Annotated in this window: 23 protein-coding genes; 14 read left to right on the top strand and 9 right to left on the bottom strand. The window is 71.7% G+C overall.

Going from position 1 to position 25,666, the window contains the following annotated elements:
• Positions 1 to 783: HNH endonuclease (locus AC1DV7_RS02360; protein WP_477594187.1), on the top strand; the 783-nt coding region annotated here is incomplete at its 5' end.
• A gap of 35 nt (positions 784 to 818) precedes the next feature.
• On the opposite strand, the gene AC1DV7_RS02355 is transcribed toward AC1DV7_RS02360, so the two are convergent.
• The gene (locus AC1DV7_RS02355) at positions 819 to 1,763 is read right to left on the bottom strand and encodes a 5'-3' exonuclease (protein ID WP_477594185.1); all 945 of its coding nucleotides are present in this window, start codon (positions 1,761 to 1,763) and stop codon (positions 819 to 821) included.
• Positions 1,764 to 1,809: 46 nt separating this feature from the next.
• On the opposite strand from AC1DV7_RS02355, the gene AC1DV7_RS02350 reads away from it, so the two are divergent.
• Positions 1,810 to 2,232 (top strand): Lrp/AsnC family transcriptional regulator, encoded by a 423-nt coding sequence (locus AC1DV7_RS02350; protein ID WP_477594183.1) that lies wholly within the window; start codon positions 1,810 to 1,812, stop codon positions 2,230 to 2,232.
• Between the two features lie 6 nt (positions 2,233 to 2,238).
• Here AC1DV7_RS02350 and AC1DV7_RS02345 read toward each other — a convergent pair whose 3' ends face one another.
• The 4 genes from AC1DV7_RS02345 to AC1DV7_RS02330 all read right to left on the bottom strand — a co-directional run bounded on the left by AC1DV7_RS02345 (position 2,239) and on the right by AC1DV7_RS02330 (position 6,224).
• Entirely contained in the window at positions 2,239 to 3,450 is a 1,212-nt protein-coding gene (locus AC1DV7_RS02345) for a glycoside hydrolase family 15 protein (RefSeq protein WP_477594181.1), read from the bottom strand.
• A gap of 97 nt (positions 3,451 to 3,547) precedes the next feature.
• Complete coding sequence (ybaK, locus tag AC1DV7_RS02340) at positions 3,548 to 4,060, bottom strand: Cys-tRNA(Pro) deacylase (RefSeq protein ID WP_477594179.1); 513 nt, start codon at positions 4,058 to 4,060, stop codon at positions 3,548 to 3,550.
• A 39-nt stretch (positions 4,061 to 4,099) separates the two neighbouring features.
• On the bottom strand, positions 4,100 to 4,711 hold the full coding sequence (locus tag AC1DV7_RS02335; RefSeq protein WP_477594178.1) for a biotin transporter BioY: 612 nt from the start codon (positions 4,709 to 4,711) through the stop codon (positions 4,100 to 4,102).
• 76 nt (positions 4,712 to 4,787) lie between these two features.
• Complete coding sequence (locus tag AC1DV7_RS02330; protein ID WP_477594176.1) at positions 4,788 to 6,224, bottom strand: KamA family radical SAM protein; 1,437 nt, start codon at positions 6,222 to 6,224, stop codon at positions 4,788 to 4,790.
• A gap of 86 nt (positions 6,225 to 6,310) precedes the next feature.
• Here AC1DV7_RS02330 and kdd point away from each other — a divergent pair, with 86 nt between their 5' ends.
• The 11 genes from kdd to AC1DV7_RS02275 all read left to right on the top strand — a co-directional run bounded on the left by kdd (position 6,311) and on the right by AC1DV7_RS02275 (position 21,057).
• Positions 6,311 to 7,363, top strand: coding sequence for an L-erythro-3,5-diaminohexanoate dehydrogenase (gene kdd / locus AC1DV7_RS02325; protein WP_477594174.1), 1,053 nt, complete (start codon positions 6,311 to 6,313; stop codon positions 7,361 to 7,363).
• Positions 7,364 to 7,417: 54 nt separating this feature from the next.
• Complete coding sequence (locus tag AC1DV7_RS02320) at positions 7,418 to 9,850, top strand: phosphoketolase family protein (RefSeq protein ID WP_477594173.1); 2,433 nt, start codon at positions 7,418 to 7,420, stop codon at positions 9,848 to 9,850.
• Positions 9,851 to 9,859: 9 nt separating this feature from the next.
• A complete protein-coding gene (gene pta / locus AC1DV7_RS02315; protein WP_477594171.1) occupies positions 9,860 to 11,917 on the top strand; it encodes a phosphate acetyltransferase in 2,058 nt (685 codons plus the stop codon).
• Entirely contained in the window at positions 11,917 to 13,122 is a 1,206-nt protein-coding gene (locus AC1DV7_RS02310) for an acetate/propionate family kinase (RefSeq protein WP_477594169.1), read from the top strand. The genes pta and AC1DV7_RS02310 overlap by 1 nt, the downstream gene beginning before the upstream one ends.
• Before the next feature lie 9 nt (positions 13,123 to 13,131).
• Positions 13,132 to 14,763: an amidohydrolase gene (locus tag AC1DV7_RS02305; RefSeq protein WP_477594167.1), complete on the top strand. Its 1,632-nt coding sequence runs from the start codon at positions 13,132 to 13,134 to the stop codon at positions 14,761 to 14,763.
• A 93-nt stretch (positions 14,764 to 14,856) separates the two neighbouring features.
• On the top strand, positions 14,857 to 16,446 hold the full coding sequence (kamD, locus tag AC1DV7_RS02300) for a lysine 5,6-aminomutase subunit alpha (protein WP_477594165.1): 1,590 nt from the start codon (positions 14,857 to 14,859) through the stop codon (positions 16,444 to 16,446).
• The gene (gene kamE / locus AC1DV7_RS02295; protein WP_477594163.1) at positions 16,443 to 17,303 is read left to right on the top strand and encodes a lysine 5,6-aminomutase subunit beta; all 861 of its coding nucleotides are present in this window, start codon (positions 16,443 to 16,445) and stop codon (positions 17,301 to 17,303) included. The genes kamD and kamE overlap by 4 nt, the downstream gene beginning before the upstream one ends.
• A complete protein-coding gene (gene kal / locus AC1DV7_RS02290; protein ID WP_477594161.1) occupies positions 17,300 to 17,707 on the top strand; it encodes a 3-aminobutyryl-CoA ammonia lyase in 408 nt (135 codons plus the stop codon). The genes kamE and kal overlap by 4 nt, the downstream gene beginning before the upstream one ends.
• Before the next feature lie 407 nt (positions 17,708 to 18,114).
• On the top strand, positions 18,115 to 19,788 hold the full coding sequence (gene lnt / locus AC1DV7_RS02285; protein ID WP_477594159.1) for an apolipoprotein N-acyltransferase: 1,674 nt from the start codon (positions 18,115 to 18,117) through the stop codon (positions 19,786 to 19,788).
• Positions 19,781 to 20,581 (top strand): polyprenol monophosphomannose synthase, encoded by an 801-nt coding sequence (locus AC1DV7_RS02280; protein ID WP_477594157.1) that lies wholly within the window; start codon positions 19,781 to 19,783, stop codon positions 20,579 to 20,581. The genes lnt and AC1DV7_RS02280 overlap by 8 nt, the downstream gene beginning before the upstream one ends.
• Positions 20,582 to 20,628: 47 nt before the next feature.
• Positions 20,629 to 21,057 carry an FxsA family protein gene (locus AC1DV7_RS02275; RefSeq protein WP_477594155.1) on the top strand — a complete coding sequence of 143 codons (429 nt, stop codon included), beginning with the start codon at positions 20,629 to 20,631 and terminating at the stop codon, positions 21,055 to 21,057.
• Positions 21,058 to 21,148: 91 nt separating this feature from the next.
• On the opposite strand, the gene AC1DV7_RS02270 is transcribed toward AC1DV7_RS02275, so the two are convergent.
• The 4 genes from AC1DV7_RS02270 to AC1DV7_RS02255 all read right to left on the bottom strand — a co-directional run bounded on the left by AC1DV7_RS02270 (position 21,149) and on the right by AC1DV7_RS02255 (position 25,141).
• Positions 21,149 to 21,508 (bottom strand): RNA polymerase-binding protein RbpA, encoded by a 360-nt coding sequence (locus AC1DV7_RS02270; protein ID WP_477594153.1) that lies wholly within the window; start codon positions 21,506 to 21,508, stop codon positions 21,149 to 21,151.
• A 165-nt stretch (positions 21,509 to 21,673) separates the two neighbouring features.
• Positions 21,674 to 23,059 (bottom strand): MFS transporter, encoded by a 1,386-nt coding sequence (locus AC1DV7_RS02265; RefSeq protein WP_477594151.1) that lies wholly within the window; start codon positions 23,057 to 23,059, stop codon positions 21,674 to 21,676.
• 100 nt (positions 23,060 to 23,159) lie between these two features.
• Positions 23,160 to 24,539 carry a M15 family metallopeptidase gene (locus AC1DV7_RS02260; protein WP_477594149.1) on the bottom strand — a complete coding sequence of 460 codons (1,380 nt, stop codon included), beginning with the start codon at positions 24,537 to 24,539 and terminating at the stop codon, positions 23,160 to 23,162.
• A 110-nt stretch (positions 24,540 to 24,649) separates the two neighbouring features.
• Positions 24,650 to 25,141, bottom strand: coding sequence for a GNAT family N-acetyltransferase (locus tag AC1DV7_RS02255; protein ID WP_477594147.1), 492 nt, complete (start codon positions 25,139 to 25,141; stop codon positions 24,650 to 24,652).
• A gap of 134 nt (positions 25,142 to 25,275) precedes the next feature.
• Between AC1DV7_RS02255 and AC1DV7_RS02250 the strand changes: the two genes are divergently transcribed.
• Positions 25,276 to 25,641 carry a single-stranded DNA-binding protein gene (locus tag AC1DV7_RS02250; RefSeq protein ID WP_477594145.1) on the top strand — a complete coding sequence of 122 codons (366 nt, stop codon included), beginning with the start codon at positions 25,276 to 25,278 and terminating at the stop codon, positions 25,639 to 25,641.
• Positions 25,642 to 25,666 lie beyond the last annotated feature (25 nt).

Raw genomic sequence — 25,666 nt, 5'->3', positions numbered from 1 at the left:
GCCCCGGACACGATGACCTACCTCAGTGGCCTCCTGCCCGTCGCTCAGGGCGTGGCCACGTATGCCGCGCTCGACCGTCGGGCGCGCGAGCTGATGGCTGCGGGGGACGAGCGGGGCCGTGGCCAGATCATGGCGGATACCCTGGTCGAGAGAGTCACGGGACAGTCGAGTGCCGAGGCCGTGCCGGTCGAGGTCAACCTCGTGATGCCGCTCGATACCCTGGTGGGGGGAGACGACGCGGGTGAGCTGGTGGGCCAAGGCCCCGTGGCAGCCCCGACCGCGCGAGCGCTGCTCGCGGCAACAGGCGAGGCTGGGGCGCCGATCTGGTTGCGCCGGGTGTTCGCCTCGGCCAACGGCAGTCAGCTTGTCGGTGTCGAGAGCACGCGACGGCTGTTCCCCGAGGGCCTCCGGCGCTTCCTGGTTCTTCGCGACAAGACCTGCCGCACTCCGTGGTGCGATGCCCCGATCCGGCACGTCGACCACGTCGTGCCCGCGGCACGCGGGGGCCACACCAGCATCGCCAATGGCCAAGGGCTGTGTGAGGCGTGCAACCTGGCCAAGGAGGCCGTGGGCTGGACCTCTCGGGTGGTCGGGGACGGGCTCTTGGGGCCTGGGTCGACGCGACGGCACCGGGTGCGACTGCGCACCCCCACCGGCCACACCTACGACTCCACCGCCCCACCGTTGCTCGAGGGCCCTCGATCGGACGGGGCAGCGGACGCTGGCCGTCCTGACGTGAGCTGGGTCGAGCACGCCCTGGAGGTCAGGCTGGATGCGGCGTGATGGTCGGCGCCGTCCTGCAGCGGGCGAGGACCGGACTACTCGATGCGCAGGGCCGAGAGCACCCGGTTGAACGAGCTGGTGACGCCGTACTCGCTGGCCACCTTGCTGAGCAACGACGCGTCGGCGACCTCGGTGGGCAGTGTCATGTCGACCTCGTCGACCGGGGCGTCCGGAGCCACCCTGACCACCATCGGGGCCACGTCGAGGTAGTCCGCGCCAGCCTCGAGGCGGGTGCGCTGGGCACCCTTGATCTCGGGGTCGCCCGAGGCGAGCGCCTCGCGCAGGGCGACGAGTGTGCCGTACCGCTCGATCAGCTTGGCCGCCGTCTTCTCACCGATCCCGGCGACGCCGGGCAGGCCGTCGCTGGTGTCGCCGCGCAGGACCGCCATGTCCGCGTAGGCCGGACCGCTCGCGACCGCATACTTGCTCCGCAGGAACGCCTCGTCGACAAGGTCGGGGTCCCGCACGCCCCCGCGGGCCGTGTAGATCACGCGGACGTCAGCCGCGTCGTCGACGAGCTGGAACAGGTCGCGGTCGCCGGTCACGACATCGACTGCCATGGAGCCTTTGTGACGAGCCGTCAGAGTGCCGATGACGTCGTCCGCCTCGTAGCCGTCGGCGCCGAGCCGGACGAGTCCCAGGGCGCTGAGGGCGTCGACGATGACGGGCACCTGGGGTGCGAGGTCGTCGGGCACCTCCTCCTCGACGACGGTCGCGTCCGCGAGCCGGTGCGTCTTGTAGGTCGGGATCGCGTCGACACGGAACTGCGGTCGCCAGTCGTTGTCCCAGCAGGCCACGAAATGGGTCGGCTGGTGCGTCGTGATGAGCGACGCGACCATGTCGAGGAACCCTCGGATCGCGTTGGTCGGCGGCTGCGAGCTGTCCGTGCGCTGGTCCGGGACACCGAAGAACGCCCGGAAGTACAGGGAGGCGCTGTCGAGCAGCATGAGCCGGGCCTGGGCCGGGGGAGGGGACGTCATGCGGACATGCTGCCATCCGGGGCCCTCGCGTCAGTAGGGTGTGACCGTGGAAGACCTCGACAGGCGCATCGTCGCACTGCTGCGCACCGACGGGCGGATGAGCTACACCGACCTGGGCAAGGCCATGGGCCTGTCGACCTCCGCGGTGCACCAGCGTGTCCGGCGGCTCGAGGAACGCGGTGTCCTCAAGGGCTACACCGCCGTCGTCGACCACACCGCGCTCGACCTGCCGCTGACGGCGTTCATCTCGATCACCCCGCTCGACCCCGCCGCGCCGGACGACATCCCCGACCGGCTGCGCGACATCAGCGAGATCGAGGCCTGTCATTCCGTCGCCGGCGAGGAGAACTACATCCTCAAGGCGCGCGTGCGCACGCCCGGCGACCTCGAGTCGCTCCTCGCCCGGATCAGGGCCGCCGCCAACGTTGCGACCCGCACGACCGTGGTGCTCTCCACCCCCTGGGAGTAGCCGGCGTCAGGCTCGGTCGAGCTCGACGAGCGTGAGCAGCACGAGGGCCGAGGTCCATACGAGCGGCGCCGGACCGGCGGGACGTCCCGTGCGCGTGACCTTCTCCGGGAGCGACCCGTATGCCGTGCGGTGGGCATCGAGCCACGTCAGCGACCGACCGGCCTCGTCGCGGCGTCCCGTCGCGGCCGAGGTCAGGGCCACGAGGGCCGTCTGCGGCGTCCAGGACGACCCGTCGTGCTTCACCCAGTCGGCCCCGGGTGCAAGGCCACCAGCCGGCTGGATGGCCTGCCGCTGGTAGTCACGCCAGGCTCCCGTCAGGGTCGCCGGGACCGGCACCCCGGACGAGAACGGAGGCAGCAGCATGGCCACCGCCGCGTCGAGGCCACCGTCGTCTCCGAACCGTTCCCACTGTGGGGCGAACGCCGACTCCACGACCTCTCGGAGTCGCAGGGTGGTGCGGCTCGTGGCCGCAGCCGCAGCCCAGTCGCCCGTGGCCCGGTAGTCGTCCGTGGCCGCTGCCAGCCCGGCGAGCATGGGCGCCACGGTCCCCAGGGTGGTGCGCTCGACGGACACCTCCCAGTAGTCAGGCGAGGCAGGCGGCAGCCTGCGGCCGTCCTGCACGAGCCGGGTCAGGGCGGCGACGCACCGGTCGCGCAGACCGTCGGCCGAGCCGGGCAGCCCGGAGCTGTCGTGGCGACGGATCTGGGCGACGGCCCACAGGACCCACCCACAGCCGTCACTCTGCGGGGGCCGGTCGGTCAGCGGCTCGCCACTGAGCTGGTACCTGGCCTGGAAACCCGCCGCCGGGTCGAACCCGAGCCGGGCGACCTTGTCCAGCACCCGCGAGGCCTCCTGCGGGTGGTCGGTCAGGCTGAATGCGACGGCCGCGAACGACCCGTCGCGGGGCCAGAAGAACCGCCACGGGCCGCCCGGGCCGGCTGCCATGGCGCCGCTCGGCGACTGGTAGTTCCGTAGGTCGGTCAGCGCCTGCCGCGCCATGGGCTCCCAGGCCGTGCCCTCCCCGGGCACCGTCCCGGAGTCCACCCAGAGCTGGTCTGCCCAGACCCGGTCCGGGTCCTGGTGGCTCGTGGGCGAGCGGTACCCCGGACCGGTGATGAGGCCCTCTTCACGGGGCGAGGTGAAGGGGCCCGAGGCGGCGCTGATGACGGTCATCGAGAGCAGCAGCGCCGCAGCCGGAAGAGTGAGTCGGCGCCGCATGCCTGCCCCCTTCCGCCGTGAGGGACAACTCCCTCTCACGGTAGGCGCAGGCCCACCCCCGTCGTGCGGACTTCGCCGAACTCGACGGTGTCGCTGGTCAGCGACCGCGGTGGGTGCTCGGCTGCGAGATGGGTGCCACCACGGCGCTGGTGATCGTGACCAGGTCTGCAGGGGCGAGCGAGATGTCGAGACCTCGACGGCCGCCGGACACGTAGACCCGGTCGAACGCCAGCGCCGACTCGTCCAGCACGGTGGGCAGGGCGCGCTTCTGCCCGACCGGCGAGATGCCTCCGACGACGTAGCCGCTGCTCCGCTCGGCGTCGGCGGGCTGAGCCATCGTCACCTTCTTGAGCCCCAGCGCTGCCGCGACGGCCTTCAGGTCGAGCTGCCGGTCCACCGGCACCACGCCGACCGCGAGCCCCCTCTCGCCCGTGACGAGCAGTGTCTTGAAGACCTGCGCGGGCGGCACCGACAACGCGGCGGCGGCCTCCAGTCCGTAGGAGGCCGCCGCGGGGTCGTGGTCGTAGGGGTGGACGTCGAAGGCGACACCCGCGCGGCTCAGGGCCGTCGTGGCCGGAGTGCCTGCGCTGGGTTCACGACGCCTGCCCATGGTGGTCGGTACGTGGTGTGGCCGGGTCGGGGCGTGGGCTCAGTGCTGCTCGACGCGCTTGACGAGGGCCCAGACCGCAGGGAAGAGCCCAGCTGCGGCGAGCACCTTGAGACCGTCACCGAGCAGGAAGGGAACGACTCCCTTGTCCAGAGCGGTGGACAGGTCCATGCCGGTGGAGCCCATGAGCCACGGCACCCCGACGGCGTAGATCACGAGGTTGCCGAGCACCATGGTGAGTGCGGTCCGCACGACGGTGCGGTCACCGCCGCGCTGTGCCAGCCACCCCACGAGGGTCGCGGCGGCGACGAACCCGATGACGTAGCCGAAGGTGGCGCCACCCCAGCCGTCGGCGTGCCCGGCGAACCAGTTGACGCCGAGCCCACCGGCCACGAGGTACGCCCCGACGCTGAGCAGGGCCCGCAGCGAGCCGAGCGAGGCACCGGTCAGCAGCACCGCGAAGGTGCCGAGGGTCAGCGGGACGGGCGTGCCGGGCAGCGGCACGCTCCACTGGGAGAGCAGGCCGATGAAGCCGGCGCCGGCGGCGACGAGGGCCAGGTCACGGGCGAGGGCGCCGGCCGTGGCCGGCACGCCTGCGACAGCGGGGACGTAGTCGGCGAGGACGCGCTTGTGGGGGAGGGCGATAGCAGTCACGGGAGCAACCTAACGAACCCGCGCGCCTGCTTTCGCGRTGGTCTCACGTCAGGCTCGTCACACCGTCCGGCGGCCCTCAGACGAGCGACGCCTCGCGACTCGCTGCAGCGCGCTCGACGGCCACGGCATGCGCAGCCTCGTGGTCGCCCTGGTCGCGCCACCACTGCTGACCCGCCTCCGGGAGGGTGTAGATCGGGTCGTAGTAGACGTAGTCGCGCGACAGCGCGTCCGTGTCGGCAGCCTCGATCGAGGTGCGGTAGTTCTTGCGCCAGAACGACATGCCACGCTCGGTGTCGTAGCTGTCGACCTGGTGCACCCAACGCTTGCCGACGTACGGGACGTCGCACACGATGCGAGGAGTCGCGAACCCGGGCAGGTAACCCATCATCGAGTGCTGGAGGTGCTGAGCCTCGGCCAGCGAGAGCCGCCAGTGCTCGGAGAACGGGATCATGTCGCACATGTAGAAGTAGTACGGCGTGATCATCGCGTCGTCCTGCAGGGCGAAGCAGAGGTCGAGCAGCTGCTCGGTCGAGTCGTTGACCCCGCGCATCAGGACACCCTGGTTGCGGACGTCGCGGACGCCGGCCTCGAGCATCGCCTTGGCCGCCTGGGCGACCAGCGGGGTCACCGACTGGGCGTTGTTGACGTGCGTGTGGATGGCCAGTGAGACCCCGCGCGAACGCGCCTTGGCGGAGACGCGGGCCACGCCCTCGACCACGTCAGGCTGCAGCCAGTGCTGCGGCAGTCCCATCAGCGCCTTGGTGGCCAGCCGGATGTCGCGGATGTTCTCGACGTCGAGCAGCTTGTCGATGAACCCCTCGAGGTTCTTCCACGGCATGTTGGCGACGTCGCCGCCGGACACCACGACGTCGCGCACCTGCGGCGTCTGCTGCAGGTAGGCGAGCATCGCGGCGTAGCGGTCGACGGGCTTGCCCGTGAGCTTGAGCTTGTCGATGACCGCAGTCGAGTTGCCCACGAGGTCCATGCGGGTGCAGTGCCCGCAGTACTGGGGGCAGGTCGGCAGCAGCTCGGCCAGCACCTTGGTGGGGTAGCGGTGCGTGAGGCCCTCGGCGACCCACATGTCGTGCTCGTGCAGGCTGTCGCGGGTCGCGTGGGGGTGCGACGGCCAGTCGGTGCGGCGGTCGGAGAACACCGGCAGCATGTAGCGGCGGATCGGGTCGGCGTAGAACGCCCGGGTGAACTCCGCGCCGGCGGGCGGCATCGCCTCGTCGGTCGCGGGGACCATGGTGTTCATCATCTGTGGCGGCACCAGCATGGACATCGTGGCGCGCTCGGCCTGGTCGCGCTCGAGGTCGGCGTAGAACGTCTCGCCGAGCAGGTCACCCATGAGCTCACGCAGCTGCTTGATGTTCTTGACGCAGTGGGCGCGCTGCCACTGGGCGCTGGCCCAGTCGGTCGCGGTGACGTCCCGCCACCCGGGGAACCGGGTCCAGTCGGGCTCGACCAGCTCGCGGTGCCGGTAGACGTAGGGCTGCTCGATCGCGGTGCTCATGCATGGCAGGATACGGGACAGGTTCCGATGTAATCGACACTTCACCGCAAGATTTGCGCTGCGTGTCGTCTTCGATGGGAGATTCTGTGTCACGCACCCCGTCCTCGCCGGTGGGTCTGCACCGCGTCCTCGAGCCTGCCGGGGCCACGCTCCCGCAGGCCGCCCAGCGCCTCGACGCCTCGCCCGAGCTGTGGCCCGACGAGGTGCGCGTGAGCGTCGAGACGCTCAACCTCGATGCCGCGTCCTTCCGCCAGCTGACCGAGAAGCACGGGGGAGACGGGGCGGCGGTCCGGGCCGAGGTGCTCGACATCGTCGCGACCCGCGGCAAGATGCAGAACCCCGTCACCGGGTCCGGGGGCATGCTCATCGGCACCGTCGAGGAGGTCGGCTCCGAGTCGACCCTCGGCCTCGCGCCCGGCGACCGCGTCGCCACACTCGTCTCGCTCTCCCTGACGCCGCTGGTCCTCACCGACGACCTGGCCGGCTGGGACGGTCGCTCGGAGCGCGTCCCGGCCCGGGGGCACGCAATCCTGTTCGGTCGCTCGATCGCCGCCCAGCTGCCCGACGACCTCAGCCCCGACCTGGCCCTCATGGTCATGGACGTGTGCGGCGCGCCCGCGCTCGTGGCCCGCGTGGTGCGCGAGTATGCCGAGCGCGGCGTCGCGCCGACCGTGGCCGTCCTCGGCGGGGCCGGCAAGTCGGGGTCGCTGTCGCTCGCCGCGGCAGGGGACGCAGGCGCCGGCCGGCGCATCGCGGTGGTGCCCTTCCAGCGGGAAGCCGACCTGCTCCAGGGAACGGGACTCGCGGACGAGGTGGTGATCGCCGACGCCCGCAGCCCGCTGGGGCTCTCCGAGGCCGTCGCGGCGGCCGGTGGCCCGGCCGACATCACCGTGGTCTGCGTCGACGTGCCGGGGTGCGAGCAGCCGGCGATCCTGTCGACCGCCCAGGGCGGCACGATCATCTTCTTCTCGATGGCGACGAACTTCGCCGCCGCCGCCCTCGGGGCCGAGGGGGTCGCGGCCGACGTGCGCATGCTGGTGGGCAACGGCTACGTCCCCGGCCACGCGGCATACGCGCTCGACCTCATCCGATCAAACCCCGCGGTCCGCGGCCTGTTCGAGGGTCGTCTCGAGGAGTAGCGGCGGGACCAAGGCCCTATCCGCGCAGGCGACCGACGTGGTGTGGTGGGGTCCATGTCGCAGACCGCTGCCGTGCGCTACGCCCCCGAGGACCTCGAGCTGGACCTGCGGTGGTGGGCTGCGGCCAACTACCTGACCGTTGGGCAGATCTACCTGCGTGACAACGCCCTGCTCCGCGAGCCGCTGACCCTCGCCCACACCAAGCCGCGGCTGCTCGGCCACTGGGGGACCGGCCCCGGCCTGTCGATGATCTACGCCCTGGTGAACCGGCGGATCCGGGAGACCGACACCGACTGGCTCTACGTCACCGGGCCGGGGCACGGCGGTCCGACTCTCGTCGCGGCAGCGTGGCTCGAGGGCACCTACAGCGAGGTGTACCCGCACATCGGCGACGACGCCGAGGGGGTGCATAGGTTGTTCCACCAGTTCTCCTCGCCGGGTGGCATCCCCAGCCACGTCAGCGTGCAGACCCCTGGCTCGATCCACGAGGGAGGTGAGCTCGGCTACGCGTTGGTGCACGCCGCCGGCGCAGCGTTCGACCACCCTGACCTCGTCGTGGCCTGCGTGGTCGGCGACGGGGAGGCCGAGACCGGCCCGATGGCCGCGTCGTGGCGCCTGCCCAGCTTCCTCAACCCCCGTCGCGATGGCGCGGTGCTGCCGATCCTGCACGTCAACGGCTACAAGATCGCCGGACCGACCGTCCTCGGGCGTTCCTCGGACAAGGACGTCGAGGCCTACCTGCGCAGCCAGGGCTGGGATCCCGTGACCGTCAGCGGCGACGACCCGCGGGCGGTGTTCCCCGCCTTCCGGGCCGCCCTCGCAGCCGGCCACGACAGGATCCGCGAGATCCAGGACGAGGCTCGTGGGGGCGACGGGCCGGCTGAGCCGGTGCGGCACGCGTGGCCCGCCATCGTGCTGCGCACCCCGAAGGGCTGGACGGGCCCCGCTGTGGTCGACGGGAAGCAGGTGGAGGGCACCAACCTCTCGCACCAGGTGCCCTTGGCAGGCCTGGCGGACGAGCCCGCCCACCTGAGGATGCTCGAGGAGTGGCTGCGCACCTACCGGCCCGAGGAGCTGTTCGACGCCGACGGCCGCCTCGTGGCCGAGCTGCGGGACCTTGCACCACGGGGCGACAAGCGAATGTCCGCGACCCCGTACGCCAACGGTGGCCGGCTGCGTGTCGACCTGCCGCCGGTGGACCTCACGACCCACGAGTTCTCGGTGACGCCGTCCACGCGTGGCCGGCTCTCGCTGGAGAACACCATCACCTCTGGTCGCCTCATGCGTGACCTGTATGCCGCGACCGCCCGCCCGGACGGGGGTGGCACGTTCCGGCTGTTCTCCCCGGACGAGACGGCGAGCAACCGGCTGCAGCCCGTCTTCGAGGTGACCGACCGCTGCTTCATGGGTCCGCTCCGCGACACCGACGAGCAACTGGGACCGGACGGCAGGGTCATGGAGGTGCTGAGCGAGCACCTGTGCCAGGGCTGGCTCGAGGGGTACCTGCTCAGCGGTCGCCACGGTGTCTTCGCGACGTACGAGGCGTTCGCCATGGTCTCGGCCTCGATGGCGGTGCAGCACGTCAAGTGGCTGCAGCACGCCCGCGAGCTGTCGTGGCGGGCCGACGTGTCGTCGCTGAACGTGCTGCTGACCTCGACCTGCTGGCGCAACGACCACAACGGGTTCTCCCACCAGGGCCCGGGCCTCATCGACTGCCTCATCCCGCTGTCGCCGGAGGTGGTGCGGGTCTTCCTGCCGCCGGACGCCAACACGACCCTCTCGATCACCGACCACTGCCTGCGCAGCACCAACCACGTCAACCTCATCGTGGTCGACAAGCAGAAGCACCTGCAGTACCTCACCCTCGACGAGGCCCACGCGCACTGCGCAGCGGGCGCCGGTGTGTGGGACTGGGCGAGCACCTGTGCCCCCGACGACGACCCCGACATCGTGCTGGCCTGTGCGGGAGACGTCCCGACCCAGGAGGCGCTGGCCGCGGTCGAGCTGCTCGCCGAGCACGTGCCCGACCTGCGGGTGCGGTTCGTCAACGTCGTCGACCTCATGGCCCTGCTCCCCGAGAACGACCACCCGCACGGGTTCACCGACACCACGTTCGACGGCCTCTTCACCTCGTCGAGGGACGTGGTCTTCGCCTTCCACGGCTACCCGCGAGCGGTCCACCAGCTCGTCCACGGACGCAGCGACCCCGGTCGGTTCCACGTGCGCGGGTTCACCGAGCAGGGCACCACGACCACGCCGTTCGACATGGTGGTCCTCAACCGGATGAGCCGCTTCCACCTCGCCCTCGAGGTGCTCCGACGCGCTGAGCGACGGGTTCCCGGCTCGGACGCGCTCACCGAGCTCTGCGAGCGACGGCTGGCGGAGCACCGGCCCCACATCGAGGAGCACCTGGAGGACCTGCCCGACATCGCCGCGTGGACCTGGCGCGGTCTTCGCCGCGGGGCGTCCGACGAGCAGGGCCGGTAGTTTCGCCTCGTGGCCACCAGCATCTACGTCGCCGGCACCGAGGCGCAGTCCGGCAAGTCCGCGGTGGCGGTCGGTCTGCTCGACCAGCTGAGCCGGCGAGCCGGACGCGTCGGGGTCTTCCGGCCCATCGTCCGCGCAGGGCAGCCCGACGAGCTCGTCGAGACCCTGCTGTCCCTGCTGCCCGGGACCCTGTCCGCCGAGCAGGCCTGTGGCGTGACCTACGACGACCTCCACTCCGACCCCGAGCGGGCCATGGGCGACATCGTCGACCGCTTCCACGAGGTGGCGCGCGACCGCGACGTGGTCCTCGTCGTCGGGTCGGACTTCACGGACGTGTCGGCGCCGACGGAGTTCTCGGTCAACGCCGCGGTGGCAGCCAACCTCGGCTCTCGACTGCTGTTGGTGGTGCCCGCCCAGGGCCACGACCCCGCGCAGGTCGCCACGGCTGCGGAGATGGCGGTGGTCGCCGCCCGCGAAGCCCACGCCCACGTGACCGGCGTCGTGGCCAACCAGGTGGACCGGCCACTGCTCGAGGCGACCGAGGAGGCGCTGCGGTCCCGGGTCCAGCTCCCCGTGCAGGTCCTGCCCGAGACGCCGCTGCTCAGGGCGCCCACCGTCAAGGACCTGATGGACGCCTGCGAAGGAAAGCTCGTGCACGGCGACCGCGGCTGGCTCGACCGCGAGTGCACCGGGCTCGTCGTCGCAGCGATGACGATGCCGCACGTCCTGGACCGGCTCATCGACGGTGGTGTCGTGATCGTGCCGGGCGACCGCGAGGACGTCGTGCTCGGCGTCCTGCTCGCGCACCGGTCCAAGACCTTCCCGGCGCTGTCGGGGATCGTCCTCAACGGCGGCTTCCCGCTGCCCCCGCAGGTCGAGCGCCTCATCGAGGGTCTCGACGTCGTGCTGCCGATCATCGCCACCGAGGGCGGCACGATGACCACCGCGACGAGGTTGGGCGCTGCCCGCGGACGCCTCACCCCCGAGTCCACCCGCAAGCTCGAGGCCGCCGTGGCCATGGTCGAGCGGGGCCTGGACGCCGAGGCCCTCCTCGGCCCCGTCACGACCGCCGGGGGAGACGTCGTGACCCCCCTGATGTTCGAGCACCGGCTGGTGGACGACGCGCGTGCCGCCGGCGCCCACGTCGTGCTGCCCGAGGGCGGCGAGGACCGGATCCTGCTGGCAGCCGACACGGTGCTGTCGCGCGGGATCGCGAAGCTCACGCTGCTGGGCCACGAGGAGTCGATCCGCGCCAGCGCAGCCCGGCTCGGCGTGGACATCTCGGGGGCGTCCGTCATCGACCCCGGCAGCAGCTCGCTGCGCGAGGGCTTCGCCTCCGACTACGCCGCCCTGCGGGCCCACAAGGGAGTCACCCTCGAACAGGCGCGCGACCGCGTGGTCGACCCGTCCTACTTCGGCACGATGATGGTCCACCAGGGCCTGGCCGACGGCATGGTGTCGGGCTGCATCACGACGACCGCCCACACGATCCGCCCGGCGCTCGAGATCGTGAGGACCGCGCCCGAGGTCTCGGTCGTCTCGAGCGTCTTCCTCATGTGCCTGGCCGACCGCGTCCTCGTCTACGGCGACTGCGCGGTCAACCCGGACCCGACCGCCGAGCAGCTGGCCGACATCGCGATCTCGTCCGCTGGCACGGCACAGCGGTTCGGCATCGAGCCGCGCGTGGCGATGCTGTCGTACTCGACCGGGGAGTCGGGCTCCGGCGCCGACGTCGACAAGGTGCGTGCGGCCACCGCACTGGTCCACGAGCGCGCTCCCGACCTGCTCGTCGAGGGACCCATCCAGTACGACGCGGCCGTCGACCCCCACGTCGCCGCCTCCAAGCTCAGCGACAGCCCCGTGGCCGGGCGCGCGACGGTCCTGGTCTTCCCCGACCTCAACACGGGCAACAACACCTACAAGGCCGTGCAGCGCAGTGCCTCGGCCGTCGCCATCGGTCCGGTGCTCCAAGGCCTCAACCGCCCGGTCAACGACCTGTCCCGGGGGGCGCTGGTGCGCGACATCGTCAACACCATCGCCATCACGGCGATCCAGGCCGGCGCCTGATGGCGACGCCGCGGCCGGTCCTCGTCGTCAACGCCGGTTCCTCGTCGCTGAAGTACCAGGTCCTCGACGCGGCGTCGGGTGTCACCCGGGCGTCCGGCGTGGTCGAGGAGATCGGCGGTCCCGGTCGGCTCACGCACACGGCGGCTGGCGAGACGCACCGGCGCGGTGTGGTCTGCGCCGACCACACCGAGGCCCTCGACGCGGCTCGCGAGGCGCTGCGCGAGCACGGCCCGGACCTCGCCACGCTGGGCCTGGTCGCGGTCGGACACCGCGTGGTCCACGGCGGCCCGCGGTTCACCGAGCCGGTCGTCGTCGACGACGACGTCGTCGCGGCGATCCGTGAGCTCGTCCCGCTGGCTCCGCTGCACAACCCCGCCAACCTCGCGGGCATCCTGAGCGCCCGGGTCACCTTTCCCGACCTGCCGCAGGTGGCCGTTTTCGACACCGCGTTCCACCAGAGCCTCCCGCCCGAGGCCCACACGTATGCCGTGCCCCTCGAGTGGCGCGAACGCCACCAGGTCCGCCGGTGGGGCTTCCACGGGACGTCGCACCGCTTCGTCTCGCGTCGCACGGCCGAGCTGCTGGGCCGGTCACCCGAGGACTGCAACGTCATCGTGCTGCACCTCGGCAACGGCGCCAGCGCGTGCGCGGTCCGGGGTGGGCGGAGCATCGACACCTCGATGGGGGTGTCTCCGCTCGAGGGACTGGTGATGGGCACCAGGTCCGGGGACGTCGACCCCGCCCTCGGCGCCTACCTGCAGCGCGTCGCGGGGGTCGACCCCGCGGCCTACGACGAAGCGCTCAACAAGGCCAGCGGGCTCAAGGGACTGGCAGGAGTCTCCGACCTGCGGGAGGTGGAGGAACGCCGTGCGGCGGGTGACGCGGACGCGGCCCTCGCCTTCGACGTCATGGTCTACCGGCTGCGCAAGTACGTCGGCGCCTATGCCGTGGCCCTCGGCCGCGTCGACGCGATCGCCTTCACCGGCGGCATCGGCGAGAACAGCAGCGAGGTCAGGCACGCGGTGCTCACCGGGTTGGAGGCGCTGGGCGTCGAGGTCGACCCGCTGGCCAACGTCGAGGGTGGTCCCGAGCGACTCGTCACCACCCCCGCCAGCCGCATCGCGGCCTTCGTCGTCCCGACCAACGAGGAGCTCGAGATCGCCCGGGCCTGCCTCGCCGTCCTCGGGCAGGACGGCCGCGTCTAGGGTGCTGGCGTGAGCACCCTCTACCGCGGCGGCTTCGTCTACTCACCCATCGACCCCTTCGCGAACGCGATGGTGGTCGACGACAGGACCGGCACCATCGCGTGGATCGGCGGTGACGACGCCGCCGCCGTCCACGTGGACGCGGTCGACGAGGTCGTCGAGCTCGACGGTGCGCTGGTCACCCCGGCCTTCGTCGACGCACACGCCCACGTGTCGCAGACCGGCGCGGGGCTGCGAGGGGTGGACCTGGCCACCACCCGTTCGGTCCAGGAGGCGCTGTCGCGCATCGAGGACGCGGCCCGTGCGGGCCAGGGGCGCCCCGTCTACGCCCCCAACTGGGACCAGGAGCATTGGGCCGGTGCCCGCGTCCACACGGCCGCTGAGCTCGACCGTGCGACCTACGGCGGTGCGGTCTACTCGCCCCGGGTCGACGGCCACTCGGCCGTCATCTCCTCCGCCCTCGCCGCGGCCAGCGGCGCCCGCGACCTTCCCGGGTGGGAGGGGGACGGGCTGGTGACGAGGGACGCCCACCACGCGGCCCGCGAGGCCTTCAACGCGGCCGTCACGCCCGCCCAGAGGCAGGCCGACATCGACCTCGCGCTGCGCACCGCCGCCGCCGCGGGCATCGGGCTCGTCCAGGAGAACGGCGGGCGCACCCTGTCCGGCACCGACGACTTCGCCGAGGTGCTCGCGGCGGGGGAGCGGGGCGACGTCCCCCAGACCATCGGCTACTGGGCCCAGCTGGTGTCGGACGAGGCGCAGGCCCGCGACGTGGCCGCCCTGCGCGGTGCCCGTGGGTTGGCCGGCGACCTCAACATCGACGGCTCGGTCGGCTCGCGCACGGCCCACCTTCGCGCGCCGTACACCGACGCCCCGGACCGGACGGGCAACGCCTACCTCACGGTCGAACAGGTCCGCGACCACGTGGCCGCCTGCTCGCTCGCCGGGCTCCAGGCCGGCTTCCACGTCATCGGCGACGCCGGGGTCGACACTGCCATCGCCGGGTTCGAGGCTGCCGCCCAGCTCGTGGGCGCCGCCGTGGTGACCCGCGCCCGCCACCGGCTCGAGCACCTCGAGATGATCTCGAGGCCCGGCATCGAGCGCTTGGTCAGGCTCGGCGTGACGGCCTCGGTCCAGCCGGCCTTCGACGCCTTCTGGGGCGGGGACCACGGCATGTATGCCGCGCGGCTGGGGACCGACCGCGTGCACGGCAGCGCGGGTGACGACGCCGCGCCGATGAACGCCTTCGCGTCGATGATGGCCGCAGGCATGACGGTGGCCTTCGGGTCGGACTCACCCGTCACGCCGTTCGCGCCGTGGGAGGCCGTCCGCGCCGCGGCCTTCCACCACGACGAGAGCCAGCGGGTGAGCGCCAGGTCGGCCTTCCTCGCCCACACCCGCGGCGGTTGGCGCGCGGCGGGGTTCGACGACCGCGGCTACCTCGACCTCGGTCTGCCCGCGACGTTCGCGATCTGGGAGGTCGGCGACCTCGTCGTCCAGGCGCCCGACGACCGCATCCAGACCTGGTCGACCGACCCGCGGTCGGGGACCCCGGGCCTGCCGGACCTGTCGCCCGGCGCACCCGCCCCGACCTGCCTGCGGACCGTGGTGCGGGGCCGTAGCGTCTTCGACGCGAGCTGACCACCGCCGGACTTCCCCGACGCGGGTCGCGAGGATTTCCGGCACGGCGGGGGCTTCGCCGGAAATCCTCTCCCACGCTGCTAGATTTGCCGCGTGTCTTCGCGTCCCCGCCCTGTTCTCGACCTCGACCCGGCTGACGTCCGCCGGGCCCGCAGCCTGGCCCGCAAGGCCGGTCGACCCGTCGTCAAGCTGGCCCAGAGCCACACCACCGTCAGTGTCGAGCGGGCCACGTTGCGCCTGGCCGGCCTGTCCGGTGCCGACCACGAGCGGGTCCCGTGGGTCAACCACCTCGTCGACGCGGTCCGGGGGAGCGTGGGCCTCGAGCACGGCATCACCACGCCCGTCTTCGACGCGCTGCGCAGGGGGGAGGCGCCCGACCTGCTGACCCTGGCCCAGAAGGCCGCCAGCGGCAGTGTCGACTTCCACCTGCCCGAGGGGCGCGAGGCGACCCGCGCCCAGTCCGCGGCCCGGCGCGAGGTGAGCCGCGGCATACGCACCATCGACAAGCAGCGCGCCGCCCGCGACCGGCTCATCAGGCGGCACGGCGACCCCGAGCAGCGCCCGTGGATCTACCTCATCGTCGCCACCGGCGACATCTACGAGGACATCCCCCAGGCGCAGGCTGCGGCGCGCGAGGGCGCCGACATCATCGCGGTGATCCGCTCGACGGGGCAGTCCCTGCTCGACTACGTGCCCGAGGGCGCCACGCGCGAGGGGTATGCCGGGACGTACGCCACCCAGGAGAACTTCCGGCTCATGCGGGCGGCCCTGGACGAGACGTCCAAGGAGCTCGGCCGCTACATCAGGCTCACCAACTACGCCTCCGGGCTCTGCATGCCCGAGATCGCCACGCTGGCCGGCCTCGAGCGGCTCGACATGATGCTCAACGACTCGATGTACGGGATCCTCTTCCGCGACATCAATCCGATCCGCACCTTCGTCGACCAGCGGTTCAGCCGCCAGATCCACGCCCGTGCCGGGATCATCATCAACACGGGCGAGGACAACTACCTCACGACCGCCGACGCGGTCGAGGCCGCGCACACGGTCACGGTGAGCCAGCTGCTCAACGAGTACTTCGCCAAGGAGGCCGGGCTCGAGGACTGGCAGCTCGGCCTGGGCCACGCCTTCGAGATCAACCCCGAGATCCCCGACTCGTTCCGCATGGAGCTGGCCCACGCCCTGCTCGCGCGGCAGCTCTTCCCGCAGGCGCCGCTGAAGTGGATGCCGCCGACCAAGCACATGACCGGTGACGTGTTCCGGGGCTACCTGCTCGACGGGTTCTTCAACCTGGTGGGCGCCATGACCGGCCAGGGGATCCTGCTCGTCGGCATGATGACCGAGGCCGTCGTCACGCCGTTCCTGTCCGACCGCGACCTGGCCCTGCAGAACGTCCGCTACGTCCTCAACGCGGCGGGCGGCCTGACCGAGGACTTCCACCCGCCCCGTGACGGCTTCATCCAGACCCGTGCCCGGGAGGTGCTCGGCGAGGCCATCGACCTGCTCACCGCCATCACCGAGGAGCCCGGCAGGGCGCCGCTGCTCGAGGCCATCGCCGACGGCACGTTCGGGCTGATGAAGCGTCCGGCCAACGCGGGCAAGGGCCTCGACGGAGTCGTCCAGCGTGCCGACGGGTACGACAACCCGGCGATCACCCTCCTCGAGACGGGAGAGACCCGATGACCCCCGCGCAGGACCCGCGCACGACCGACAGCGCCATGCCGCTGGACCCCATGCCCGCTCGCAGCTCGGGGGCCCCAGCGACCCCTCAGGCGGACATCATCCGTCCCTATGGCGACACCACCGGCGACGGCATGGTCCAGGTGTCGTTCACCCTGCCGGTACCGCACGACAAGCGGGCCGAGGGCGCCGCCCTGCAGCTGGCCAGGAAGATGGGCCTCAAGCCGGCCCTGCTCGTGCACGCCAAGGCGATGGGCCCCGACTTCACCTTCTTCGTCGTCTACGGCAGCGCCAACCACCTCGTGGACCTGCGCGAGGTCACGGTCGTCGAGCGCGAGTTCCCGCTGCTCACCCCCGGCGAGGTCAACAAGGCCATCAAGTCGCGACTGCGCCGCAAGCTGGTCGTCGTGGGCGCCTGCATCGGCACCGACGCGCACACCGTGGGCATCGACGCGATCCTCAACATCAAGGGGTTCGCCGGCGAGAAGGGCCTGGAGTACTACCGCGAGATCAAGGTCGTGAACCTCGGCGCCCAGGTGCTGGTCCCCGAGCTCGTGGCCCGCGCGCGGGCCGAGAAGGCCGACGCCGTCATGGTGAGCCAGGTCGTCACCCAGCGCGACGCGCACATCCACAACACCACGACCATGAGCGCCGCCTTCCGCGAGGCGTACCCCGCCGGCCAGGTGCCGCTCCTCGTCGCGGGGGGTCCGCGCTTCGAGGAGGGGTCCGCGCCCAGGCTGGGCGTCAACCGGATCTTCGGCCGGGGGACGACGCCCGGCGAGGTCGCGAGCTACCTTGTCCACGAGCTCGCATCCGCCAGGCAGTCCAGCACGAGCGCCGCGAAGGAGAGCACCCCGTGAGCACCCGTCCCACCCCCGAGGTCGGCACCACCGTCGTCCACCGTCGCTACGTCCCGTACTCCCACGCCCACTACGCGGGCAACCTCGTCGACGGCGCCTACTCGCTCGCCGCGTTCGGCGACGTGGCCACCGAGATGTGCATCCGCACCGACGGCGACGAGGGCCTGTTCGCGTCGTACTCCGACGTGCAGTTCAAGGCCCCGGTCCGAGCCGGCGACGTCATCGAGATCCAGGCCACCCTCGTGCGGGTGGGGCGTCGAAGCCGCGAGATGGACTTCGAGGTCCGTGTCGTGGGCCGCGGGGCGCCCGAGCGGGGCGAGTCGGCGGCCGACCTGCTCGACCCCGCCGTCGTCGCCACGACCGCCCGTGGCGTGGTCGTCGTCCCAGCCCCCGACGAGCGCTGACGCGCCGGTCGGCGTGTCGCGCGCGACACGCCGACCGCTCACAGATTCCTTTGCAGCACAAGGGTTTTGGTCAAGCGTGTGACCAGCGGGAACGGCTGGTCTCTTGGTGAACACCGGGTTGACAGGTGACGAGGCGGGGGTAAGTTGGCCCACGGTTGTCATACCGCACCAACGCCGACACCAGGGGGAGAGCCAGACGGACCAGGGACCACGGACCGGTGGCTAGCGCGCGCAGCCACCGCCAGCCAGCCGCACGGTCCCGACCCATCTGACGCCCCTCCTTCGGCGGCGGTGGACCACAGCCCGACCCGCGCGCTTAGTAGACAACAGCAGGGGGCGGACACCCAGTTCCGCGCCCTGCTGGTCCCAACGGCAGCGCGGGCCGGGCTGTGTCCTACCGTGGTGCCGTGCCGACGCCAGCCCCCGAGGTCCTCGACCGACTCGGTCGACGCGTCTCCGCCGTGGCCCGGGTGGCCGTCGGTGCCGTGTCGGGGGTGGCCACGTCTTTCGCCTTCCCGACCCACGACCACTGGTGGCTGGCGCCCGTGGGGGTTGCCCTGCTGTCCGCCGCGGTGCTCGGCTCCCGGCCGCGCGTCGCGCTGCTGGTCGGCTTCGCGCACGGCCTGGGCTTCTTCCTGCCCGTGCTGTCCTGGTCGGGCGTCTACGTCGGACGGGTGCCGTGGTTCGCGCTGGCCGTCCTCGAGGCGCTCTACATCGCGGTCATGTGCGGCCTCACGGCGTTCCTCCAGGGACCTCTGCGGGCCGGCCGCCTCCGCCCCCTCGCGTACGCCGCGGTGCCCCTGGCCTGGGTCCTGCAGGAGTGGGCGCGGGGCACGACACCGTTCGGCGGCTTCCCGTGGGCCCGACTGGCCTTCAGCCAGGCCGACAGCCCGCTCGCACCCTTCGCCCGTTTTGCCGGAGCTCCCGGGCTGACCTTCGCGGTGGCCGCGCTCGGCGTGCTCCTGCACGTCGTCGCGCGCTGGGCCACGCACCGGCTGGGCCGACCGCGCCGGCATGCGCAGCCGGCACATCGCTCGCTGGCCGGCGGTCTCGCCCTCGTGGCGCTGGCACCCCTGGGCCTCGCCCTGGCGACGACGCCCCCGACGGACGGGCGACAGGTCTCGGTGCTCTTCGTGCAGGGCAACGTGCCCAAGCCCGGCCTGGACTTCAACGCCGAGCGCAGGGCGGTCCTGGACAACCACGTCAGGGCCACCATCTCGGCCACGGAGGGTGAGGCCACCCCGCCCACGCTGGTGGTCTGGCCCGAGAACTCCTCCGACATCGACCCGTTGCGCAACCTCGACGCCAAGGCGGACATCGCCCTCGCCGTCGACGCCGCCCGCGCCCCCGTGCTCGTGGGTGCCGTCCTCGACGGGCCGGGCCGGTTCCTGTCGAACGCCAGCCTGTTCTACCGACCGGGCAGCGCCGAGCCGGAGCGCTACGTCAAGCAGCACCCGGTCCCGTTCGCCGAGTACATCCCGTTCCGGGACTTCTTCCGCAACTTCAGTGACAAGGTCGACCTGGTCTCGCGCGACTTCACCGGCGGCGACTCGCCCGGCGGGTTCGAGGTGCCGGTGGCGGGGGAGCGGCCCTACTGGATCATCCCGACCATCTGCTTCGAGGTCGCCTACGACGACCTCATGCGCGACTCGACCCTGCAGCCCGGTCGCGGCGTCAGCATCCTCGCCGTCCAGACCAACAACGCCACGTTCGGGTTCACCGCCGAGTCCGAGCAGCAGTTCGCCATCAGCCGCCTGCGGGCCATCGAGCACGGTCGCTCGGTCGTGCATGTGTCGACCGTCGGCGTGAGCGGCTTCATCAGCCCCGACGGAACGTCAAGCCGGCGCACCACGTTGTTCACGCAGGCGGCCCAGCTCGGGTCGCCCGTGGTTCGATCCGAGGTCACCGTGGCGGACCGGCTGGGTCAGCTGCCGGAGTATGCCGTCGCGGCGGCTGCCGCGCTCCTGCTCGCCCTGGGCCTGTGGGTGCGCCGCCGGGACGCCGCGGGCGCTAAGGTCGTGGATCCCCACGCCCCACCCACGCCGCCAGAGTCCGCACGAAGGGAACGCGTCGTTGTCTGAGCCGTCCGAGCTGCCCGAAGGTTCCGCCCCACGGGTGCTCGTGTGCATCCCGACCTACAACGAGCGCGAGAACCTGCCGCTCATCGTGCGCAGGATCCGTGCAGCCGTGCCGTACGCGGACGTGGTGGTGCTCGACGACAGCTCGCCCGACGGCACCGGCGACGTGGCCGACGGGCTTGCCGAGCACGACGACCAGCTGCACGTCCTGCACCGTCCGGGCAAGCAGGGGCTCGGCATGGCCTACCTCGCCGGCTTCCGGTGGGGCCTGGAGCGCGGCTATGACGTCCTGGTCGAGATGGATGCCGACGGCTCTCACCAGCCCGAGCAGCTGCACCTCCTGCTCGAGGCGCTGGAGCACTCCGACGTCGTGATCGGGTCGCGCTGGGTGCGCGGCGGGTCCGTGGTCAACTGGCCGCTGCACCGCAAGGCCCTGTCGGTCGGGGGCAACCTCTACACCCGGGCACTGCTCGGGATGAGGGTCGCGGACGCCACGGCCGGGTTCCGCGCCTATCGCGCCTCGGCGCTGCAGACGATCGGCCTCGAGGCGGTCGCGTCGCAGGGCTACTGCTTCCAGGTCGACCTCACCCAGCGTGCGGTGCGGGCGGGCCTGCGGGTGACCGAGGTCCCCATCACGTTCGTCGAGCGAGAGATCGGCGACTCCAAGATGAGTGGCGACGTCATGCGCGAGTCCCTGCAGCGGATCACGGTGTGGGGTCTGCAGCACCGGGCCGGCCAGCTGCGCAGGGTGGGCGGCAAGGTCACCGAACGGGAGCCCACGTGGCACCGGCTGTAGGCCGCGCACCGCACGGCAGGCGACGACGGCCCCGCTGGGTGGCCCTGGTGTTCGTGCTGCTCCTGGTGGTCCCGGTCCTCGAGATCGCGGCGATCGTCGCCGTCGGCCGCGTCATCGGTGGCTGGCAGACGCTGGCACTGCTCCTCGTGGAGTCGGCCCTGGGGGCCTGGCTGGTCCGCCGCGAGGGAGCCCGTGCGTGGGCTGCCCTGCGCACCGCGCTCAACACCGGCCAGATGCCCAGCCGGCAGCTCGCCGACGCTGCCCTCGTGCTCGTGGGGGGCACCTTGCTGCTCACGCCGGGGTTCCTCACCGACATCGTCGGGTTCTTCTTCATCCTGCCCTTCACCCGCCCCATCGCGAGGACACTGCTCGAGGCTGCCGTCGCCAAGCGGTTGCTCGGGGGGTTCTTCGGCGGGGGGCCCGGACGCGGACCCCGCGCGGGCGGGCCGGACGTCATCGAGGGCGAGGTCCTCTGACCGGCGCCGGCGAACGCCGCCGCCACACCGCATACCGGCATGACAAAGGCCGCGTCCCATCGGGGGACGCGGCCTTCCTCGTGGTGCTGGGTCAGGCGGTGCGCTTGCGGCGCGGCTTCTCCCCGCGGGACTCGCGCAGCAGCGTCAGGCGCTCCTCGAGGAGCTCCTCGAGCTCGGGGATCGAGCGACGCTCCAGCAACATGTCCCAGTGGGTGCGGACGTGCTTGACCTGCTTGACCTCGGGCTCGGGACCGTCGACGAGCCGGGCCTCGAGGCCGCAGCGGCACTCCCAGGTCGACGGGATCTCAGCCTCGATCGAGAACGGCAGCTCGGTGCGGTGCCCGGTGGGGCACACGTACGCGGTGATCTGACGCTCACTGGGGACGACGTGGTGGTCGGTCTCGAGGCTGTGTGAGACCAGACGACTGCCCCGGAGGGTTCGTTCTGCCATGAGGGGTTCTCCCAACGTGCTGGTTTCCCTGCCCGCTCGGGTGGGGGCACGGGATTCATTGGGCATAACGCCGCAGGCCCGTGCAATGTTCCGACGTGCGGGGGGCCAACTTCGTTGTCAGATGTGACGCACCTCACGTCACCTGCCCCATGGGGCCCACCAGGCTCAGACGACGGCAGGCACCTCGTTGCCCGCATCGAGGATGCCCTGCCGGACGTCGACCTTGGACAGCAGGAACCCGCCGAGCAGGAAGAACGCGATGAGCGCGAGGATGGCGTACCGGTAGGAGTCGGTGACCTGGTGGACGATCCCGAACGTGAGCGTGCCGAACCAGCTCGTGCCGCGCTCCATCGCCTGGTACAGGCTGAAGAACTCGGCCTCCTTGTTGCGGGGGATGAGCTGGGAGTAGAGCGAGCGCGCGAGGGCCTGGCTGCCGCCGAGGACGATCCCGATGAGGATGCCGAGCAGGATGAAGGGCAGGTAGCCCTTCTCGGGGACGAAGAAGGCCAGGGTCACGGCGACGGTCCACAGGGCCAGCGACCAGAGCACGGACCTCATGGCGCCAATCCGTCCGGCGAGCCGGCCGAAGAGCAGCGCGCCGCCGAAGGCCACGAACTGCACCATGAGGATGAGCGTGATGAGCTGGCTCTGGGTGAGCTTGAGCTCCTCGGCGCCGTAGAGGCTGGACGAGCCGATGACCGTCTGGATGCCGTCGTTGAAGAACAGGTAGGCCAGCAGGAAGAGCAGCGTCTGTGGGTAGTTGCGCAGGTCGCGGAAGGTCGCTGCGAGCTGCCGGACGCTGCCACCCACGACCCCGGCCTTGCGCGCGATCTCGGGCCGCTCGACACCCCGCAGGTTCCACATGCCCAGGACCGGGATGATCGTGAACAGCGCCCACCACAGGCCGGCGGACAGCAGGCTGATCCGGACCGCCATGCCGGTGCTGAGCCCGAACGGCTTGAGCTGCACCACCGCGAGGTTGACCGCCAGCAGCAGCCCGCCCCCGAGGTAGCCGAGGGCCCAGCCCCGGGAGGACACCTTGTCGCGGTCGTCCGGTGAGGCGATCCGGCACAGCAGCGAGTCGTAGACCACCTGGGCTGCGCCCAGGCAGACCGCGGCCACGATCATCAGCACCACCCCGAGCTGCCAGTTGCTGCCGGCGAGGAAGAACATGGCCGAGGCGGCCAGGGAACCCACCCATGCGAAGCCGCCCAGGAGGCGGACCGGGTGGGCCGACCGGTCGGCGACCGCGCCGACGAAGATCAGGGCGATCGCCGACACGATCGTGGCCACCGTGACGGTGTAGGGGAACAACGAGCCCGGGTCGACCGGGATGCCGAGCACCGACAGGTCGTTGGCGCACTTGGCGCCGTCCTCGATGCCGGGGCAGGCCGCCTCCTTGGCGATTGCCGTGAGGTAGGGGGCCAGAAGGACCGTCGCGGTGGTGGTGACGTACGCCGAGTTCGCCCAGTCGTACCAGTACCACGACCGCCGGTACCCCTCGTTGCCCGCCCACGCCTCCGTCGACGAAAGGGCCGCCTCAGTTGTCATGCGTGAAGGGTGGCACAGGGCGTCGCACGGGCGATGCGTATTGCTACTCAGACGCGCTGGCGAGTCGGGGTGGTGCGGTGACCAGCCGGCCAAGGCGTTCCTAGCCTGCGAACTCCCAGTGCCACGGCTCGGGGAGGGAGCCGCCCGGCTCCGCCCAGTCCGGGTGGAACCAGCCGTAGAGAGGCGCGTTCTGCTTCATCCACTGGTGCGCGGGTGAGCCGAAGTCGTTGATGCCGCCGCACAGGTCGAGCGCGCGGCCGAGGCCGTGCTCGCTCGTGCCGGGGGTAGCCGCCCACTTGCCCCGGCTCGCCTTGACCGCGACCTGCTCGGGGTAGGAGCGGTAGGAGTCGGTGATGCAGATGAACGACCCGGTCTCGCGCCGGTAGGCGAGGCTGAGGGCGTTGAATGCGGCGGCCGCAGCCGGTCGCAGCATCTCAGCGGTGTCGCCGACGAGCGGGCACAAGCCTGAGAGGGGGATCTGGCCGTTGGGGTACTCCGCGTTGTTGTCGCTGCAGGGCTTGACCGAGCCATCCTTGCCGATCCCGGCCACGAGCAGGGCCTTGGTGAGCTCACGCGCGGCGGCGATGGCACTCTCGTCGGCGCTGCCGAGCAGCAGGCCGCTGATCGGGCCCGCCTTGCCGACCTGCTCGGCGTGCAGCCTGCGGGTCGCCTCGAGCTGGAGCCGCTGGGCGGCGATGGTGCCGTCGAGCTTTGCCTTGGCGTCGGCGGCCTGCTGGGCCGCTTCGGTGGCTGCCGTGCTGGCCTCGATCGCCTTGAACGCGATGTCGCGCTGCAGCGCCGTGTGGTCGCGGACCCGCTCGAAGGCGTGGGCCCGCTGGTCGCTGAGGTAGCCGAGCTGCGCGGCCGTGTCGGTCGCCTCCTCGGCCGAGCGGCCCAACGAGTCGAGGAAGGCGCTCATGTCGCCGAGCGAGCCACCGCCGCCCGCGTAGGCCTGGTAGGCCCACTGGCCGAGGGCGCGGCGGTCGTCGCCGAGCCGCGCGCTCAGCTGGTGGAACAGCTCGACGTTGCGGTTGGCCTCGGCACGTGCGGCGCGCTCGGCGTCGCGGGCCTCGGAGTACTGCTGGAGGAGCTTGTTGGCCTCGACGGCGAGGGCGTCGAGCTTGGCGGTGGCGGCGGCGATGCCGGCGTTCGTCTTGGTGAGGTCGGCCGTCAGTGACTTGGCGGCGGCGATCTGGCGGGCCAGCTCGGCGGGGGAGAGGGCGTCCTCGCCGACCGCTCCGGGCGTGGCCGTCGCCTGTCCCGTCTCGGTGCCCGAACCCGACCCGATGGTCGTGCTGGACGGGCCGGTCCGGATCGTCGTGCGGGCGGGGACGGACGTGCTCGACGTGGTGGATGTGCTCGGTGTGGCGGACGTGGCCGGTGGGACTGTGGTGGAGGCGTGTGCCGGTGCACCCCCTGCGAGCATCGCCAGCGTCGCCGCTGCTGTTGCGAGCCCGGCTGTTGCGCCGAACCTGACCACGTTCACTCCCACTGTTGCTCGGGTTGTCAGCGAGACACCCTCTCGTGAGCCCTCAACGACCCTAGACCGCGAAGGTCACGATTGCGCTCCCGCTTTTGCGTGAGTTCCCCCTAACGGCTGAGTTCCTTGGCCATCAGGCTGACCCGGTGGCCGGGCTCGCCCCGCTGGCCGAGCTCGCGGTAGCCGCGGGACTCGTGGAACGCCAGTGAGGGCCAGTTCGGGGGATCTACATTCACTTCGAGCGTCAGGCGGCCGAAACGTGACGCCGCGGCCTCGACCTGGTCGTAGGCCGCGCTGGCCAGACCCCGTCGGCGGAAGCGGTCGTCGATGACGATCCGGTCCAGGTAGTCGAACGAGTCGAACCGGTCGTGGAACCACCGGTAGTTGTCCGAGTCGTAGGCGGTCCCGTGGCCGAAGACGAGGACGAAACCCGCCGTCTGGCCGTCGCACACGATCACGTCTGCGCGAGTGGCCCAGCCGCGGAGCTCGGCGAGGCGGCCGGCGTCCAGCGGGGAGAGGAGCTCCACGTGGTCGTGGTTGAGGCGGAGCACGTCGTCGATGTCGTCGTCACGGATGGCGCGCAGGACCCCGGCATGCTCCATGCGGCGAGTCTGTCACGCGGAGCGGAGCGTGAAGCCAGTGCCTCGTCCACAGGTGGCCTGGCTGGGTTCCGTGCCGTCCACAGGTGGGACCGCGGGACTGGTCGCCCGTCGTCGGGCCCGACAGGCTCGACGTCATGGGTGAACCGGGGGAGTGGGTCAACGAGGTGCGTCTGGTCGGGCGGGTCAGCGCGGCGGCGACGGAGCGGGTGCTGCCGAGCGGCGACGTGGTGGCGTCGCTGCGGCTCGTCGTGCCGCGCGTCGTCGCGACGCGGTCGTCCAAGGGTTCGGGCGGTGGTGGCAGGGCACGGGCGGACACCCTCGACGTCAGCTGCTGGACCGCTCGCACGCGGCAGCGCGTCCGACGGTTGCAGCCCGGCGACGTGGTCGAGGTGGTCGGCAGCCTGCACCGCCGGTTCTACCGGGCCGGGTCCGTCGCCCTCAGCCGCCACGAGGTCGAGGCCTCGAGCATCAGCAGGGTCGGCGGCGCCCGGACGACCTGAGCCGAGGGCGCGTGAGGGGCCGCCC

The organism is Pedococcus sp. P2_E4, from assembly GCF_056403935.1.
Note: the sequence above shows the minus strand (reverse complement) of the source record. Positions and strands in the feature narration are given on the sequence as shown.

Coding starts and splice junctions, on each gene's coding strand:
- AC1DV7_RS02330 (WP_477594176.1), bottom strand. CDS start 6,224: ATGAGCACCGCGATCGAGCAGCCCTACGTCTACCGGCACCGCGAGCTG.
- AC1DV7_RS02250 (WP_477594145.1), top strand. CDS start 25,276: ATGGGTGAACCGGGGGAGTGGGTCAACGAGGTGCGTCTGGTCGGGCGG.
- AC1DV7_RS02355 (WP_477594185.1), bottom strand. CDS start 1,763: ATGACGTCCCCTCCCCCGGCCCAGGCCCGGCTCATGCTGCTCGACAGC.
- AC1DV7_RS02255 (WP_477594147.1), bottom strand. CDS start 25,141: ATGGAGCATGCCGGGGTCCTGCGCGCCATCCGTGACGACGACATCGAC.
- AC1DV7_RS02265 (WP_477594151.1), bottom strand. CDS start 23,059: ATGACAACTGAGGCGGCCCTTTCGTCGACGGAGGCGTGGGCGGGCAAC.
- AC1DV7_RS02320 (WP_477594173.1), top strand. CDS start 7,418: ATGTCGCAGACCGCTGCCGTGCGCTACGCCCCCGAGGACCTCGAGCTG.
- AC1DV7_RS02345 (WP_477594181.1), bottom strand. CDS start 3,450: ATGCGGCGCCGACTCACTCTTCCGGCTGCGGCGCTGCTGCTCTCGATG.
- ybaK (WP_477594179.1), bottom strand. CDS start 4,060: ATGGGCAGGCGTCGTGAACCCAGCGCAGGCACTCCGGCCACGACGGCC.
- AC1DV7_RS02270 (WP_477594153.1), bottom strand. CDS start 21,508: ATGGCAGAACGAACCCTCCGGGGCAGTCGTCTGGTCTCACACAGCCTC.
- AC1DV7_RS02310 (WP_477594169.1), top strand. CDS start 11,917: ATGGCGACGCCGCGGCCGGTCCTCGTCGTCAACGCCGGTTCCTCGTCG.
- kamE (WP_477594163.1), top strand. CDS start 16,443: ATGACCCCCGCGCAGGACCCGCGCACGACCGACAGCGCCATGCCGCTG.